The organism is Mycobacterium paragordonae (genome assembly GCF_003614435.1).
GTDB classification, from domain to species: domain Bacteria; phylum Actinomycetota; class Actinomycetes; order Mycobacteriales; family Mycobacteriaceae; genus Mycobacterium; species Mycobacterium paragordonae.
Genome location: NZ_CP025546.1, coordinates 2,408,186 through 2,424,319, shown reverse-complemented (window position 1 = coordinate 2,424,319; position 16,134 = coordinate 2,408,186). Strand labels below are relative to the sequence as shown.

10 protein-coding genes and 1 pseudogene are annotated in these 16,134 nt (G+C 62.9%); 1 reads left to right on the top strand and 10 read right to left on the bottom strand.

Features of this window, described 5'->3' with window-relative positions:
• Nucleotides 1-7: 7 nt before the first annotated feature.
• From dapA to C0J29_RS11220, 7 genes are all read right to left on the bottom strand, one after another.
• Nucleotides 8-910 (bottom strand): 4-hydroxy-tetrahydrodipicolinate synthase, encoded by a 903-nt coding sequence (dapA, locus tag C0J29_RS11250; RefSeq protein WP_120792368.1) that lies wholly within the window; start codon nt 908-910, stop codon nt 8-10.
• Between the two features lie 47 nt (nt 911-957).
• Complete coding sequence (gene thyX, locus C0J29_RS11245; RefSeq protein ID WP_120794678.1) at nt 958-1,710, bottom strand: FAD-dependent thymidylate synthase; 753 nt, start codon at nt 1,708-1,710, stop codon at nt 958-960.
• Between the two features lie 95 nt (nt 1,711-1,805).
• On the bottom strand, nt 1,806-4,976 hold the full coding sequence (locus C0J29_RS11240) for a type I restriction endonuclease subunit R (RefSeq protein WP_120792367.1): 3,171 nt from the start codon (nt 4,974-4,976) through the stop codon (nt 1,806-1,808).
• Nucleotides 4,973-6,064, bottom strand: coding sequence for a PDDEXK nuclease domain-containing protein (locus C0J29_RS11235; protein WP_120794677.1), 1,092 nt, complete (start codon nt 6,062-6,064; stop codon nt 4,973-4,975). Before C0J29_RS11235 ends, C0J29_RS11240 begins: the two co-directional genes overlap by 4 nt.
• 190 nt (nt 6,065-6,254) lie before the next feature.
• Nucleotides 6,255-7,466: a restriction endonuclease subunit S gene (locus C0J29_RS33345; RefSeq protein WP_197748198.1), complete on the bottom strand. Its 1,212-nt coding sequence runs from the start codon at nt 7,464-7,466 to the stop codon at nt 6,255-6,257.
• Complete coding sequence (locus C0J29_RS11225; RefSeq protein ID WP_120792366.1) at nt 7,463-9,085, bottom strand: class I SAM-dependent DNA methyltransferase; 1,623 nt, start codon at nt 9,083-9,085, stop codon at nt 7,463-7,465. The genes C0J29_RS33345 and C0J29_RS11225 overlap by 4 nt, the downstream gene beginning before the upstream one ends.
• Before the next feature lie 14 nt (nt 9,086-9,099).
• Nucleotides 9,100-10,971: a hypothetical protein gene (locus C0J29_RS11220; protein WP_120792365.1), complete on the bottom strand. Its 1,872-nt coding sequence runs from the start codon at nt 10,969-10,971 to the stop codon at nt 9,100-9,102.
• A gap of 169 nt (nt 10,972-11,140) precedes the next feature.
• Here C0J29_RS11220 and C0J29_RS11215 point away from each other — a divergent pair, with 169 nt between their 5' ends.
• A complete protein-coding gene (locus C0J29_RS11215) occupies nt 11,141-12,571 on the top strand; it encodes a Fis family transcriptional regulator (RefSeq protein WP_120792364.1) in 1,431 nt (476 codons plus the stop codon).
• 83 nt (nt 12,572-12,654) lie between these two features.
• Here C0J29_RS11215 and C0J29_RS11210 read toward each other — a convergent pair.
• From C0J29_RS11210 to C0J29_RS11200, 3 genes and pseudogenes are all read right to left on the bottom strand, one after another.
• Nucleotides 12,655-14,104: pseudogene (locus C0J29_RS11210) on the bottom strand (multicopper oxidase family protein).
• Nucleotides 14,105-14,107: 3 nt separating this feature from the next.
• Entirely contained in the window at nt 14,108-14,863 is a 756-nt protein-coding gene (locus C0J29_RS11205) for a restriction endonuclease subunit S (RefSeq protein WP_120792363.1), read from the bottom strand.
• Nucleotides 14,860-16,086, bottom strand: coding sequence for a winged helix-turn-helix domain-containing protein (locus tag C0J29_RS11200; RefSeq protein ID WP_120792362.1), 1,227 nt, complete (start codon nt 16,084-16,086; stop codon nt 14,860-14,862). The genes C0J29_RS11205 and C0J29_RS11200 overlap by 4 nt, the downstream gene beginning before the upstream one ends.
• Nucleotides 16,087-16,134 lie beyond the last annotated feature (48 nt).

Below are 16,134 nucleotides of genomic sequence, written 5' to 3'. Positions count from 1 at the left end.
CGTCAGATCACCGTAGAACAGAGGCCGCGCGCATATCGGCGGCCAGCGCGTCGAGTTGTTCCGGTGTGGCCGGGACCTGCGGCAGGCGTGGGTCGCCGGCGTCGATGCCCTGCAGGCGCAGGCCCGCCTTGGACAGCGTCACTCCGCCGAGGCGGCTCATCGCGTTGCACAGCGGCCCCACCGAATGGTTGATCTTGCGCGCGGTCGCCACATCACCGGAAGCGAAGGCGGACAACAACTCACGCAGCTGGCCCGCCGCCAGGTGGGAGATCACGCTGATGAAGCCGGTGGCACCCATGGCCAGCCAGGGCAGATTCAGTGCGTCATCGCCGGAGTAGTAGGCCAGGCCGGTCTCGGCGATGATCTGGCCCGCGCCGTGCAGATCGGCCTTCGCGTCCTTGACGCCGACGATGTTGGGATGTGCCGCCAGCGCGCGCAGGGTGTCGAATTCGATCGGCACCACCGATCGGGGCGGGATGTCGTAGAGCAGCACCGGCAGGTCCGTCGCGTCGGCAACGGCGGTGAAGTGCGCTATCAGTCCGCTCTGCGGCGGCCGCGAGTAGTACGGAGTGACCACCAGCAGGCCGTGGGCACCTTCAGCGGCGGCGGACTCGGCCAACTTGATGCTGTGTGCGGTGTCGTAGGTGCCGGCGCCGGCGATGATGCGGGCCCGGTCCCCGACCGCTTCCAGGACGACGCGGAGCAATTCGCGCTTCTCGTCGTCGGTGGTGGTCGGCGACTCACCCGTGGTTCCCGAGACGACCAGACCGTCGCATCCCTGGTCCACCAGGTGGGTGGCCACCCGGGCCGCGGCGGCGGTGTCCAGGGCGCCATCGGCGTCGAACGGTGTCACCATCGCGGTCAGGAGGGTTCCCAGGCGCGCTGGCGCATCGAATCCGACGGTGCTCACGATTCCCCAGATTACCTGGCTACGGCGAGGTTCATAGCACCGCGGGCTCAGGCTTCGGTTGCGAGCGGGCTGGTGGCGACCTCACTGCCGTCGGCGAGCGTGGAGATCTCGAAGTCGGCGAACACCGCGGGTGCGACGTCGACGAGCTGACGGAGGCATGCGATGGCCAGTCGCCGGATCTCGATGTCGGCGTGCTCGCTGGCCCGCATGGCGATGAAGTGCCGCCAGGCCCGGTAGTTCCCGGTGACGACGATGCGGGTCTCGGTGGCGTTCGGCAGCACCGCGCGGGCGGCCTGGCGGGCCTGCTTGCGACGCAATATCGCGTTGGGTTGGTCGGCGAACTTGGCCTCGAGCTTGGCCAGCAGCTCGATGTAGGTGGCCCGGCTCGCGTCCGCGGCGGCGGTCAGGATCTCGCGCAGCTCGGGGTCGTCCTCGATGCCGGGCGGCAACACCACCTGGGAGTCGTGTTCTGGCACGTAGCGCTGCGAGAGCTGGGAGTAGGAGAAATGGCGGTGCCGGATCAGCTCGTGGGTGCACGACCGCGAGATGCCGGTGATGTAGAACGACACGCTGGCGTGCTCCAGCACCGAGAAATGCCCGACGTCGATGATGTGCCTGATGTAGCCGGCGTTGGTCGCGGTCCGCGGATTCGGCTTGGACCAGCTCTGGTAGCAGGCCCGGCCGGCGAACTCGACCAGCGCGGAACCCCCGTCGGCGTCGGTGGTCCAGGGCACATCCGGCGGCGACAGGAAGTCGGTCTTGGCGATCAGTTGCACGCGTAGCGGCGCGGTCTCGGCCACGGCGCTCACCCTATCTGGCCCTGTGCCTGCTGGTTTGCAGCGGCACCCTGAGGAGAATGTTCGCGTGCGCACCTTATGTGGGGTTTTTCTGTGGGTCAATCGACCGCCTGACCCGCAAAGCGGGGTGCCAATGCTTCCATTTGTTCGATCACCAGCTTGATCGCCGCCGGCTGCTTGTCCGGCGGGTATTTGTACTTGACAAGCAGTCGCTTGATTGAGGACCGCAGTTTCGCCCGCACATCGTCCCGCACCGTCCAGTCGGTCTTAGTGTCACGTTGCATCACCGCGACCAGTTCCCGGGCTATCTGCGCTAGCACTTCCTCGCCCTGGATTTCAATCGCAGATTCGTTGTCCGCTACGGCGTCGTAGAAGGCCAGCTCGTCATGCGAAAGCGGCGGCGTGAACCGCTTTCCCCGGTTTCCTTCAGCCGCAACCTCCTTGGCCATCGCAATCAATTCGGCGATGACCTCTGCCGAGGTGAGCTGCTGGTTGGTGTACTTGCGCATTAACTCCGAAACGCGATCGGAGAAAGCACGCTGACGCACCAGATTGTTCTTGGTTGCCCCGCTCATCTCCTTCGCGAGCAGGGCGCGCAACGCCTCAATCGCCAGGTGCGGGTTTTCGGACTTCTTGGCCTTGATTTCGAAATCCGGCGTCAGGTCAGACAGTGACGGTTTGCCCAGCCCCGCAGCGTCATAGATATCGATGATTTCGCCGCCTGCGGTTGACGCATCGACCAGTCGCGCGAGAAGTCGCTTGATCTCCTCCGGGATCGGTTTGCCTTCGGCCTGGCGCTGCTGGGCATCGAACTTGCCCATCACCACTCGTACCTGCTCCAAAAACTTCACAGTTTGTCGCAACTCGCCGAGCGTCTCGTCACCCGCACACAGTGACCAGGCTCGTGCCAAATGGCTTGACAGCGTGCGGAATTGATCACCAAGTGTCGGACTAGTCTGGTTTCCTGCAGTGGTCGGGTCACGCAGGTACGCGGCCAGGCCGATGGCTGCCTTCAACCAGCCCACCAGCGGCGCCTTGGAGCGCCAGTCATAGCCCGCGCACAATTCGTCCAGCCTCGTAACGAGCTTGCGCGTCTCGACGACCGCGGTGTCGACGTCCTTGCCAATCGGCTTTTCGGCGCGGTCGGTCTCGGTGTACTCGGCCAGCGCCGTAGCTAGGTTGTCCACCAGAGGCGCGTAGGCGACCAGCAAACCCGACGGCTTGCCACGGAATGTGCGATTGACTCGCGCGAGCGTCTGCATCAGCAACGCGCCTTTGAGCGGTCGATCCAGATAGAGGGTATGCAGCGGCGGCGCGTCAAAGCCAGTAAGCATCATGTCTTTGACAATGGCGATCTGCAGTTCGTCGTCAGGTTCGCGCAGCCGCTTTTGGATCGTCTTGTTTTGACTTTCCCTGCGGACATGTTTAGCGATCAGCGCTGGATCCTGCGCCGAGCCCGAGTAGACGACTTTGATGACGCCCTTGTCGACGGAGTCTTGATGCCAGTCGGGCCGGAGCTTGATGATCTCCTCGTACAGGCGGGCGCAGATCTCACGAGTTGCGCCAACGATGAATGCCTTGCCGCTGCATTCGATGAACGGACGCATCGCTTCAGAACGTGCTTCCCAGTGTGTGACGATGTCTTGCGCAAGCTTGGCCAGACGCTCGGGTGCGCCGTAGATCGCGTTGATCACAGCGACGGACTTCTCGATTTGAGCGCGTTCAACGTCGTCCAAGCCTAGGGTCGCTTCTTTGGCCGCCTCGTCCAGGTCGGCCTCACTAACGCCTTCCGACCAACCCACTCTCGCCAACCTCGGCTCGAAATACACTGGCACGGTGGCGTTATCGGCCACCGCGCGCGTCAAGTCATACGTATCGATGGTCGGGCCAAAGACTGCGCGGGTATTGCGATCGACGTCGGAGATCGGCGTGCCGGTGAAGGCGATGAACACCGCGTTAGGCAGCGCGTCCCGAATGTGCCTGGCGTAGCCGTCAATATTGTCGTAGTGGCTGCGGTGCGCTTCATCGACGATGACAATGATGTTGCGCCGGTCGGTCAACTTTGGGTGGTCGGCACCGGATTGCCGTTCGGCCTTGGAAAGCCCAAACTTCTGCAGGGTGGTGAAGTAGATACCGCCGGTAGTGCGGTTAGACAGCTCTTCGCGCAGCTGGGATCGTGAAGCCACTTTCAATGGCGAATCGTCGAGAAGCGTTGAGCGATTGAATGTTTCATAGAGCTGTGAGTCGAGGTCGGTACGGTCGGTGACGACGACGATCGTCGGGTTCTTCAGCTTTGGATACGTAGCCACCAGGTGCGCGTAGAGCTCCATTTCCATCGACTTGCCCGAGCCCTGGGTATGCCAGACGACCCCGGCCTTACCGTTGGTCTCGGCAGCCTGCACCGTCTGACCAGCTGCCTTGGTCACCGCAAAGTATTGGTGCGGCTTGGCAATTCGCTTAATCAGGCCGTCGCCATCCTCGTCGAACGCGGTGAAGTTACGCACCAGCTGAAGAAAGCGTTCGGTGTTGAACAGGCCGTCGATCAAGGTTTCCAACTCGATCGGCACGTCCAGGTCGTCCGCAGACTTTCCGACCTCGACGAGCTTTCCGTCGTCGTTCACGTTCCATGGCGCGAAATGCTCTAACGGGGTGAAGGGTGTGCCGTAGCGGGCGTCGATTCCATCGCTGATCACGGTGAGCACCGCGAACCGGAACGCCATCGGGAATTCGCGGCGATAGGTTTGGAGTTGCGCGTGTGCTGCGGCGATATCAGCGTGCTGTGCACCGGCCTGCTTGAGCTCAAAGATCGCGACCGGCATCCCATTGAGGTACAGCACGACGTCGAAACGCCGATGCTTCTCCGTGGTACGGATCGTAACTTGTTGGACGGCAAGGAATTCGTTGTCCTCCGGCCGGTGGCTCACCAAACGTATCGTGGGGTTCTGTTCGATACCGTCGGAGTCAATGTAGGTGATTCCGCGGTAGCCCTCGACGAGGTAGCGGTGTAGCCGGAAGTTCTCGGTGATGGCGTCCTGGGATCGCGGCGTAATGATCTGTGCTCGCGCCTGGTCCAGGTATTCACCGGGGACGTCGGGATTCAGCTCCCGCATCTTGGCCAGCATGCGGTCGGGTAGCACGATGTCGGACCAGGATTCGCGGCCACCATCGGTGCCAGGAACAATTTCGCTGCCGGACATTGGTTTCCACTCATGTTCAGCTAGCTCGTCGAGTACCTTGTGTTCCCAGGCGGCCTCGCTGAATTCGGTCATTGTTGTTTCCCCTCACTTCCACCGTCTAGCTCGGCCTCGAGCTCTTCGACTGTCGGAAGACTGCTCTCAAGCTCCGGCGGCAGGCTCGCGGTGATCGCCGTCCTCCATTCGGCGACACCGATCGGCGCGGTGTATCCACGCAGCGCGTATTCGGCAACGATGTTGTTTTTTGTCTTGCACAACACCAGGCCGATGGTGGGTTTGTCTTCGGAGTGACGTAGCAGGTCGTCGATCGCCGACATGTACATGCCGAGCTGACCCAGATAGCTCGGGTCGAAGTCGCCGACCTTGAGTTCGATGACGACGAAGCAGCGCAGCCTCAGGTGGTAGAAGAGCAGGTCGGCGTAGAAGTCGGCGTCGCCGATCTCCAGGTGGACCTGACGGCCGACGAACGCGAAGCCCTGCCCGAGTTCCAGTAGGAACTTCTCGACGTGGTCGGTCAGTGCCTGCTCCAAGTCACGTTCCCGGCGAATGTCGGCGATGCCGACGAAGTCGAAAAGATACGGATCGCGGGTCGCTTGCTGGGCGAGGTCAGAGTCCGCTGGCAGCAGCGTGTCGGCGAAATTAGTGACAGCGCGGCCGGCGCGCTGGTGGAGTTGGGCGGCGATGTTGTGGGCCAGGACGTTGCGGCTCCAGCCTTCGTCGATAGCAGCTTGCGCATACCAGAGTCGCAGGTCATAGCTGTCTAGCTTCTCGATGAGTGCGACGTGGTGGTACCACGGCAATTGTGCAAGCGGCGCTTGCACAATTGCCCGATCTGGCCACGCCGCGGCGAACGCGCGCATGTACTTGAGGTTGCGCGGCGAGAATCCCTTGGCGTCCGGGAAGCGTTCTTTCAGGTCAGAAGCCAGCCGGTCGATGACGCGAGCGCCCCAACCTTCGGCGTCCTGCCGGGCCAAGATTTCCTTGCCCACTTCCCAGTAGGTGGAGACCAACTCCTGATTGGCCGCCGCGACGGCGCGTTGACGGCCGGCTTGAACTCGGCAGGCCACGGCGTCGAGCAGCTGTGGGTACCAGTCCGGGACGGCGGCCTTGGGTCGTGCGGCAGGGAATCTGGCCTCGTTCTCAGATCGGCCGTCGCGCGCCATCATGATCCTGTGCCGACGACTGAGCGCCTGTTGGCGAGGAGTTCCCGTCTCTCGGGACGTGCGCTTCGACTGACTGTGTCCCTGTCTATGTAGTGGCCAAGAATGTCTGTGTCGTTGTCTATGACCAGGTCAGGGGCATTTCGTCGCTGACGGAGTTCATCGCCGCGTCGGTGAGCATCGCGAGGCTCCATCACAGCACCTCCGACGCGACCGCCTCGGCGTCCTTGACGCAGAGCTTGCCGGACATCAGCAGCGGGAGCAGTTCGTCACGGGTGCGGGCAAGGTCATCCGACTCACGCTCAGCCTGGACCATGATGCTGTGCAACGAACCTAATGCGCCAGCAATCGGCCGCTGCGCTTCGAAATCTGGAATCGCGATACCCCAATCGGGCATTGTGGCCAGCCCGATGCGCGGAACCGTCGCACCATGAATTGTGTGCATGGCCACGGTTCGCTGAAACTCCGCACTGAGATAAAAGTGCAACAAGAAGACCGGATCGACGATGTCACGATTGGGTCGAAGGAGGGCCATCCGTCGACCCAAACATGCGCGGAGACCGCCAGGCATCAACGCAGCCTCTCCAATTCTGGTTTCATACGAGAACAGTAAATCGCCGGCTTCGGGTGTTACGCGACGCGTCCACCTCGCGAAGTCTTCCTCCGAAACATGGTCGGATTCGGCAAGGTCGAGTCGACCGCCCTTCAAGCTCGAAATATTCAAGAAGTAGGGCCCATCCGACCGACGAGTCGGCGTGGCATGCGGGCCATCGAACAGCTGACCCAGTTCCCCGAAAGTCCGTTGCACGAGTCTGTCTCGAGATGTTAGTACCGCGCGACCCAACGACTGCGCCAGCTCGAACGCAGCCTTTGCTATCCGCTCGTTCGCGGCGATCTTGTCATCGAGCGCACCGAGCACCTCGCCGATCGCCCTTTGCTCGCAGCGACTCTCATGGACAGAGAACCGCAAGTGCCCGAAGTCCCCCTTCTTGAAATGTGGGATCATTGTGCCCACATGCATGTTTTCTATCCGCGACTGCACGTCACGACCGCGGAGGCGATAGTAAAGATACTTATTGTCCGCAATTTGTCTGTTTGCTCTCAACGAAACCATGTCTTGTGCAATACAGAATGGAACCGGGTCGGGCACAACTGCCACACGACCCGGCGCGCCTTTACAGACAAAAAGCACGTCGCCGGGCTCAGGATGCGCCCTAAACCACTTCGAGTATGTCTCATCGTCAACGTACCTGACGTTTTCGAAGACCGGTTCGCGCTTGCCCTCTTTGAGACAGTTTGTTGCAATAAGTGGCATTCCAACTTCGGCAGTTGGGCATGTCCGGCCTCGGTTATCAACAACAAATTCAACCAAGTCCAACAAACTACGTTCGATCAGTCGGGTCACGACAATCGCTCCAACTGCTCCCGCACCACGGCCTCCAACCGCGCCGACTCATCAAACGCCGCAAGCAATTCCGCCTTCAGACGTGCGATCTTCTCATCGATCGGTTCACCGTCATCCTCAACCGCGGCAGCTCCGACATACCGCCCAGGCGTCAGTGCGTAGTCCGCGGCCTTGATCTCAGATAGCGTCACCGACTTGCAGAATCCCGGAATATCCTCGTAAGTAATACCTTTTGCGGCGGCCGATGACGACCCGCGCCAAGCGTGGTAGGTGTCACCGATCCGCATAACATCGTCGTCACTGAGTGCCCGCTCGGCTCGGTCCACCATGTAGCCCAGTTCGCGAGCATCGATGAACAGCGACTGGCCCGATCGATCAACCGAACCTTGCTTGCCCGCAGCCTTGTCCTTGGCAAAGAACCACAGGCACACGGGTATCCCGGTGCTACGGAATAGTTGGGTAGGAAGGGCAATCATGCAGGAAACTAGGTCGGCTTCCACGATCTGTGCGCGAATATTGCCTTCCCCGTTGGAGTTCGACGACATTGAGCCGTTGGCCATCACCACCCCGGCCTTGCCACCAGACTTGAGTTTGAAAAGGATGTGCTGGATCCAGGCATAGTTCGCGTTGTTGGCCGGTGGCACGCCGAATCGCCACCGTGGATCTTCCTCGTTGCGCGCCCAATCCTTGATGTTGAAAGGCGGATTGGCCATCACATAGTCCATCTGGACGTCAGAATGCTGATCGCGCGCGAATGTGTCTCCCCACCGGCTGCTCAGGCCGCTGTGGTCGATGCCGTGGATGGCCAGGTTCATCTTGGCCATTCGCCAGGTCTCCTCGATGCTTTCCTGACCGTAGATGACGATGTTTTTCGGATCCCCGTCGTGATCGGCGATGAACTTCTCGGTTTGCACGAACATGCCGCCCGACCCGCAGCAGGGGTCGTATACCCGCCCCTTGGTGGGTTCCAGCACCTCGACGATCACCTTGACCACACTGGGCGGGGTGAAGAACTCGCCGCCCCGTTTACCTTCCGCACGAGCGAAATTCCCAAGAAAGTACTCGTAGACCTCCCCCATCAGATCCCGCGCCTTGTGCTCCCCTTGCCGACTGAAGCGGGCGCTGTTGAATAGGTCAATCAGCTCCCCAAGCCGCCGCTGGTCGACGTTGTCGCGGTTGTACAAGCGTGGCAGCGTGCCGCCCAGCGTTGGGTTGGCCTTCATCACGGCATCCATCGCCTCGTCGATAAGCTGCCCGATGTTCTTCCCGGGATCGCCGTCGATGGCGGGCTTACCTTTGGCATTCTCCGCCAGGAACTTCCAGCGTGCAGTCGGCGGCACGACGAATACGTTGTAGCCGTGGTACTCCTCGGGATCGTCGATCAGTTCCTCGATCTGATCGTCGTCCATGCCGTCGGCGCTAAGCTCAGCGCGAATGGCCTCACGGCGTTCGTCGAACGAATCCGAGACGTATTTCAGGAACACCAGACCCAGGATCACATCCTTGTACTGGTTGGCCGACAGCGACCCGCGCAGCTTGTCCGCGGCCTTCCAGAGCGTGTCCTTGAGCTCCTTCATGGTCGACGGTGCTTGCGGCTCCGGCTTTTTCCGTGGCGGCATCGCGTCCGTCCTTCCTATTTCTCAGCCCGGGTGAACCCGGGGGCACTGTGTTCCAGGTCGAGGGTCAGGGCACCTGCGGCGACCCCGTTGATCAGCGCCGTCGTCAACTCGCGCGCCGCGGCTACCCGACGGTCCGCTTGTTGTTGGTATTCGTCAACCTGAACCAGCGCGGCCTCAAGGCGCTCAGCTTCGGCGCGTGGCAGCACTGGAACCGTCCAGGCCCGCCATTCGCTTCCCGGATAAGCGGTCTCGTTGATGAGCGCGGCGAGCACCATTGGCCCGACCTCCGCCGATTCGGCCAACCGGATGATCCGGGCCGGGCAAGCCACCATCGCCCCACCCTCCCGATCGACCCAGGCCCGCGGCCGCGGCTTCTCCACAAAGATCACATCACCTGGCTCGGTGCGCACAGCACGCGAGTACTTGGCCTCGGCGTCAAGAGGATCGAGCCTAAGCGTCCCAATTACTTCCGTTGGCAACACACGAACCGTTCCCTCCGGCGACCCGTCACTGACATCGATGCGCCGCCCCCGTTTGAGCATGAGTCGCTTGCCGGACTGCAGCTCGTCTAAGGAGCGGTGGGCAAGGTGAATGCGCCCGGGCGCCGACGCAACGAGCACGTCCAACGTCGGCAACGGTGTGGTCGTCACTAACGTTGCCCGATGCACTCGGCCAACATGTTCTGCTTCATCATGTCCGCGCAGCCGCACTGCCCGGACTCCCATAGGCACGACAGCCGCCCCGGCCAGCACGCTCGAAAGCTGGGTTCGCCGTGCGTAGCGGAAGGCACGGTCCTCCGACTGCGCCAACGCGCCGGCGACATCGGCGGCGACATCAGTTAACTCGATGTGCTCGACGGCACCGATATCGGCAACCCAGGGCCGCTGCGCCTGAGCACCGCCGAGGCAGACCCACACCGCCAAGCTCTGCCGGTGCGCCTCGCGCCACAATCCCCGCGGAAGACGCACCGCAGCAACAAGATTGCCAACCCGCAACGCGTCCGCGCGGCGGTTCTGCAATGGTCCGGCGAGCTCATCGGAGAGCGCGGCGGCGGAGCCAATGAGCATCGCCACGTCCCCCGGCGGCAGTTCCAGAACGGCATCGTCGACACCATCGAGAGTCTCCGCCACATCGAGTCCGACCAGAGAGATAAGTGAAACACACTTGGAAACAGTGGTTTCCCGGACGTGAATGCCGCGTATCACTGCACGACGACGGACAGCTCGATCGACAGACACGACGTCAAGCTCGCACGCCTCCGCCACATCGAGCGCGATCGGCGAGCCCTGGGCCCGCAGCACAATCCGGTCGTCGTCGAGGTAGACAGCAGCGGCTTCAACCATGCAGCGCAACAGTTTCACTGCGTCGTCGGTGAGTTCACGCAGTTGCTCGCGACGCTTTAGTCGTCCGGCCTCGACTCGCTGCAGCGCGTCGGCGGGGCCGTGCGACGCTTCGACCAGATCGTCGACATAGGCGAGTACACCGTTGGACACCGACAGCTCGCGCATCTCTCGGGCTAGCAGGAAGTCCTGGGGATCGAATTCTTCTGCCGACCGCACCAATTCTGGGTGCGTCCTGCCGGTGAGCTCTTGCCCGGTCAGCACGTACCAGCACAGCAGCGTGACCACATCTTCCAGTTCCGCATCGTCGGGCACCGCAATCCCCGGAGCGTCGTAGTCGTGTTCGGCGTTGTTCCCGCGGCCGGTGCGGGTCAACCACTCCACGACTTCGTCGCGGGAGAAACGCGCAACGCCACCGACGGTCGCGACAGGAGCAGGAAACGGCATCGACACGCCGCGAACCAGTGGCCGCTTTCGCCACACACTGACCACAGGCCGCTGTACCTTTGCTAGGTCAGCGACGTCCTGCAGCGTCAGCGTGATCACGGATGTCCCTTCAGTTCCTGTCAAAGATAAGTCCGCCGGATCTTTTCTCCAAGCAATTGGACTGATAAGTGGGCTTATCAGCATTACACATTGCCTCGTAGCCAATGTTCCGTGATTCTTCGGACACCGCTCCCGCAGCTCGCGGCAGCACAACCCACCGGAGGAACCCATGCAGAACAAGCAGCCCCAAGCACACTTCGACGACACCCTGACCGCCGTCGAAGTCGAACGACTCACCGTGCAGGACAGGGACGTTGCCCGCGAGGCGCGGCGCTGGACGGCCGGCGAGCGCGGTGCGCCAGTGGAAGACCCGGACACTCTCGCGGCGGCCGATCTGTCCGAGTTCATCACTGAAGCCGTCAAGATCGGCGCGCACGCGCTATCCGCAACCGGCCAAGCTCAGGAATCGCGCATCCTCGAGCAGATGCTGAAGGAGGTCGGCGACAAGGCGGCTGATTCGACCGCCAAGGCGGTCGAGATCACCGAACGAGCGGTGAAGTCGGCATCCGAAGTCGTGGTGAAGGCCGCCAATGACGCCAAGAAGGCCATGACCGAGGCCGACGCCGCCAGCCGCAAGGCGTTCACCGACTCGGTCTCAACGGCAAAGACGGACCTCACCGCCGAGTTGCGTCGCATCTTCGCGGGCGAGAACCCCGAACTGCTGGACCGACTGCAACCCGTGCTCGAGAAGTTCAGCACCGAGCTCGACGCCAAGGTGAAGGCCGGCACCAGCGACCTACTGACCAGGGCAGCCAAGCAATTCGACCCGAGCGACCCCACCTCGCCGATGGCCAAACACGCAGCGGAACTCGATGCCCGCCAGCAGCTGCTCGCCCAGCAGATCGATAAGAACCATGGCGACGTGCTCAAGAAGGTTGACGAATTGATGACCTCACTAAAGGTTCAGGAAGCCAAAGCCAGGTTGGCCAAGGTGACGCCGATTAAGGGCGACACATTCGAGAATCAAGTCAACGCTGTTCTTTCGGAGGTCGCCACCGGCCTCGGCGACGATTTCACGGACACCCGTGCCATCGTCGGCGCAGTCCCCCGGTCGAAGAAGGGCGACGCCGTGTTCACCATCGATGGCGGCGCGGCTCGCGTAGTGATCGAAATGACGGACTCGGCCCGTGTGGGGTGGACCGAGTACTTCGACGAGGCCGAGCGCAACCGTCTTTCCGGCGCCGCGCTCGGCCTCGTACGGACCGCCGAGCAGAACGGCGGCCGGTCCATCAGGGTGCTTGGCCCCAGACGCATCGTGCTTGCCTTCGATCCGGGATCGGACGACCCGGAGCTGGTGCGCACCGTCGTCATGCTGCTGCGTACGGCTGCACTGGCAGCGACCACGCGAAGGGGCGCACACCAGATCGCCACCGCCGAGGAAAAGATCACCCAAGCCATGGCGCAGCTCAATACGCTTGACGACGTGAAGAAGACCGCCTGTGCAATTCAGAAAAGCGCTACGAAAATCGAAACCTCGTGCACTGGAATCACTTCGGGAATCCAGCGGGTCTTGGCCGACGCACTGTCCGCCCTCACCGACGCAATCGGCGACGGCCAGGCCGACGCGGCGGGCAACCAGCAATCAGGGGCGGTGGCTTAGCACGGCGGCGCGCGCGGCGCGGCCTGACGCCGACTGGGACTGATGGCCGCCGCTGCTGCGGCACGGACATGTACTTCCTCGGGCTACGACCGATACTGAATGAATGTCGCCATCCCGGCCTCCAAGTGATAAGTGTTGTGACAGTGAGCAATCCAGCGTCAGGGGTTATTGGTGCCGAAGTCCACCTGCACGGTCTGCAGCGGCGGCACCAGCACGGTGTCCTTGCGGGCCCGCGGCGTGCCGTCGGCGGCCTGCACCTCGAACGTGTGCCCGTGCAGGTGGATGGGGTGGTACATCATCGATTCGTTGATCAGTCGCAGCCGTACCCGCTGTCCGGCAGTCACGTCCAGCGGGTTGTTCGGCGGGTCGTACAGCCGGCCGTTGATGGGCCAGGTGTAGCCGTTGACCGGGCTGGACAGCTTCAGGTCGAGCACCTGTTGGGGGGCCTTGGCGGGCATGTCACCTCGGGCGTCGGCTTCATTGACGCGGTGTCGAGCACCACCTGGCCACGCACCGTCGCAACGAACTTGTCGATGTCAACGGACGGAAGCTTGCCGTTGACACGCACGTTCAGCAGGGCATAGCCGTCCTTCATCTCGGGCACCGCGACGATCGGCGCCGGCGACTGCCCGACGGTGATGAGGGCGTCGAATCGCTCGCCCATGCCCAGAATCACCGAGTCGGCCTGTTGCGGGATCACCGGGTAGCCGTCGGTGTGCGTCGCCATGAGGGTGGTGTCGGGTACTGCCACCCGGAACGCCGTGTCGCCGCCGGCGTTGATCACCCGTAACCGAATCCGTTGTCCGGGAAGGTAATCGACCGCTGCGGCATCCTTAGGCAGCTTGCCGTTGAGGATGAAATAGGGATAGGTGACGTCCCCGCCGTCCTCGCCGAGTGGCGTGGTCGGGGTCACCCCTCCGCCTGGCTTCATCGCCATCGGCTTCATGCCGTTCTTCTGCAGGTTCACGAAGACTTCGTCAGGAGTGGTACCGGTGCCGTCGATCCAGTCATCCAGGACGATCACCAGTTCGTCGTCGTAGTCGACCTTTGCGGCAGGATCTTCGATGATCAACGGTGCGTACAAGCCGCGGTCGGTTTGGACGCGTACATGTAAAGCGCCCAGTACGTTTCCGCGTCGGGGACGGTGAATTCGTAGTGGAACCCCTGACCTGGTGTGACAGCGGGCTGCGTCAGGACCGGGACGCCGTCCATATCGTTGGGTATCGCCAGACCATGCCAGTGCAAGGTGGTGTCATTGGGCAGCTTGTTGGTCAGCTGAGCACTGAGTCGCTGCCCTTTACGAAGTCGAATCTCCTTGCCCGGCACCTGACTTCCCCACACCCAGCTCCGAACGGCGACGTCGCGGAGGTCGAGGTCTGCCGGCTGGGCCGTCAGGTCGACCTTGACAGTGCCTTTCGAATCTGTGGCGGGGCGAGAACAGGCCGACAGCAGTCCGGCGGCGAATACGGCAGAACCAAGCGAACCGGCACGCAGAAACTCACGTCGATCAAGCATGCAGGGAGAGTGGCACATCAGCTACCCGCGCCATGATCGAGCTTTTTGCTCGGGAATACGTGTGATGTTCCAGATCCGCGGAATTCTCGGATTCAGCCGCGAGAACAAAACGCACGGTTCTGTCAGCAGATATTTGGCGCTCTTGATCGAAAGGGCATCGACGATCGCAGGCCGCACACCCATATCGAATGCCGGAAGACTGTAGTGGGCTACGGCGCCGCGGATGCCGCGCGGATCGATAGAGACCGTCGTCCGCTCAGCCAGTTCCGAGAGCTCAGTGTCGTGCCGCACCTCCTCGACCAGAGCCGTCATGAGGGCTTCGGCGGCGGCGATGATGCGGTTGTTGGCGGCTATCTTGTCGTCAAAAGCGCCGAGAAGTGCGCCGATCGGTGGCCGCCACGCTGCGGGTGCAGCACTGAACCGCACGCTCCGAAGAGTGTTTTGGTTGAGCGACGGTTGACCAGACCCGGCCCGAAAGCGGTTGAGCCCGCAGCTCTTCAGGGCATAGACCCAGTACCGAGTTTCGTCCGGGTTTCTGGCCCGTACGATGAGTGCGTTGTCCGTCACCCACGCGTCGCTCTCGCAGTAGTGCACACTGCCGCAGTAAGAGCCGACCCGTCCGATCACTATGAGCGGCCCACGGGCATTGCGCTGCGTTGTATAGCCGATAGCCCCGTTGGCGCCGCATATCGGATGGCATCCCCCGGTCGCACGGATCGGCGGGGTGCTACCCGCGGCGAAATCTAGATGGTCGCCCAGCGCGACCGTTTCAGTCACCAGCCTCGCCGCCCGCCGACGCCATGCAGTTCGCTGGCCAAATCACCTCGCGCCGAGACGCTAACGCCGCCCAGCCCCAGCCACGACGCCATTCGATGTAGCTCGTCGGCCAGAGCTGCGGCGACCTGTGGCCGCGAGATCCCGGACTCGCCGTAGGCCCCCACCACCTGCAGCGTGTCCGCAGCACGATCGGCCTTGAGGTCCACTCGCGCCACCAGTTCGCCGTCGAGCAGGAACGGCCATACGTAATAGCCGTACTGCCGCTTGGCCGCCGGCGTGTAGATCTCGATGCGGTAGTGGAAGTTGAAGATCCGCTCCACCCGAGGACGGAAGAAGATCAGCGGATCGAACGGACAGAGTAGCGCGGTGCCACGGTCCAGTCGCGGCACGGCACGGGCGCGCAGATACGCGGGCGCTGACCAGCCGTCGACCTCGACCCGCTCGATGTCACCGGCTGAAAGCAGTTCGGCGATGGCCGGTTTCACCTGCTGGGCCGATAGCCGGAAGTAGTCCCGGATGTCGGCCTCGGTGCCCACGCCCAGTGCGGTCGCCGCGCGAAGCGTCAGCTCCCGGATGGCTTCCTCGTCGCCGACGTCCCGGGCCAGCACCTCCGCCGGCAACACCCTTTCCACCAGGTCGTAGTGCCTGGCGAAACCGACCCGGGTAGCGGTGGTCAGCACACCGGAGGCGAACAGCGCCTCGCACACCCACTTCGTGTCGCTACGGTTCCACCAAGCGCCTTTGGCGCCGCGGGGTGCGGCTTCCAGGTACGTCTCGATTTGCCCGGCGGTGCTGGGGCCCAGTTCGGCGACGGCTGCCACGATGTCGTCCGCCAGCTGCGGGTTTGCCTTGACGATGTGGGTACCCCAGCGCCCGTGCCGGTACTGGCGCATCCGCCAGCGCAGCAACGGCCAGTCGTCGACCGCCATCAGCGCCGCTTCATGCACCCAGTACTCGGCCAGCAGGCGCGATCTCCGCGGGCCCCACGCGGCGCTGTCCAGCAGGTCGCGGTCGTAGGGTCCCAGCCTGCTGAACACCGGCGCGTAGTGGGCACGCACCGCCACCGAGACGGAATCCAGTTGCAGTACCTGGATCCGCGAGATCAGCCGGCGCAAGTGAGCCCGGGTGACGGTGCCGACCGGACGGGTCTCGTTAAACCCTTGCGCCGCAACAGCGATCCGCCGGGCCTGCGCGGCGGTCAGCCTGGCGTTGCGGACCGACACGGCGCCGAGAATACCGGTCCGTGCAGGCCGGCGGCGGGACCGGCGCGG

Excerpts from the sequence above, each read along its gene's own strand:
- C0J29_RS11240 (WP_120792367.1), bottom strand. The coding sequence starts at position 4,976 with ATGACCGAATTCAGCGAGGCCGCCTGGGAACACAAGGTACTCGACGAG.
- C0J29_RS11235 (WP_120794677.1), bottom strand. The coding sequence starts at position 6,064 with ATGGCGCGCGACGGCCGATCTGAGAACGAGGCCAGATTCCCTGCCGCA.
- C0J29_RS11225 (WP_120792366.1), bottom strand. The coding sequence starts at position 9,085 with ATGCCGCCACGGAAAAAGCCGGAGCCGCAAGCACCGTCGACCATGAAG.
- C0J29_RS11215 (WP_120792364.1), top strand. The coding sequence starts at position 11,141 with ATGCAGAACAAGCAGCCCCAAGCACACTTCGACGACACCCTGACCGCC.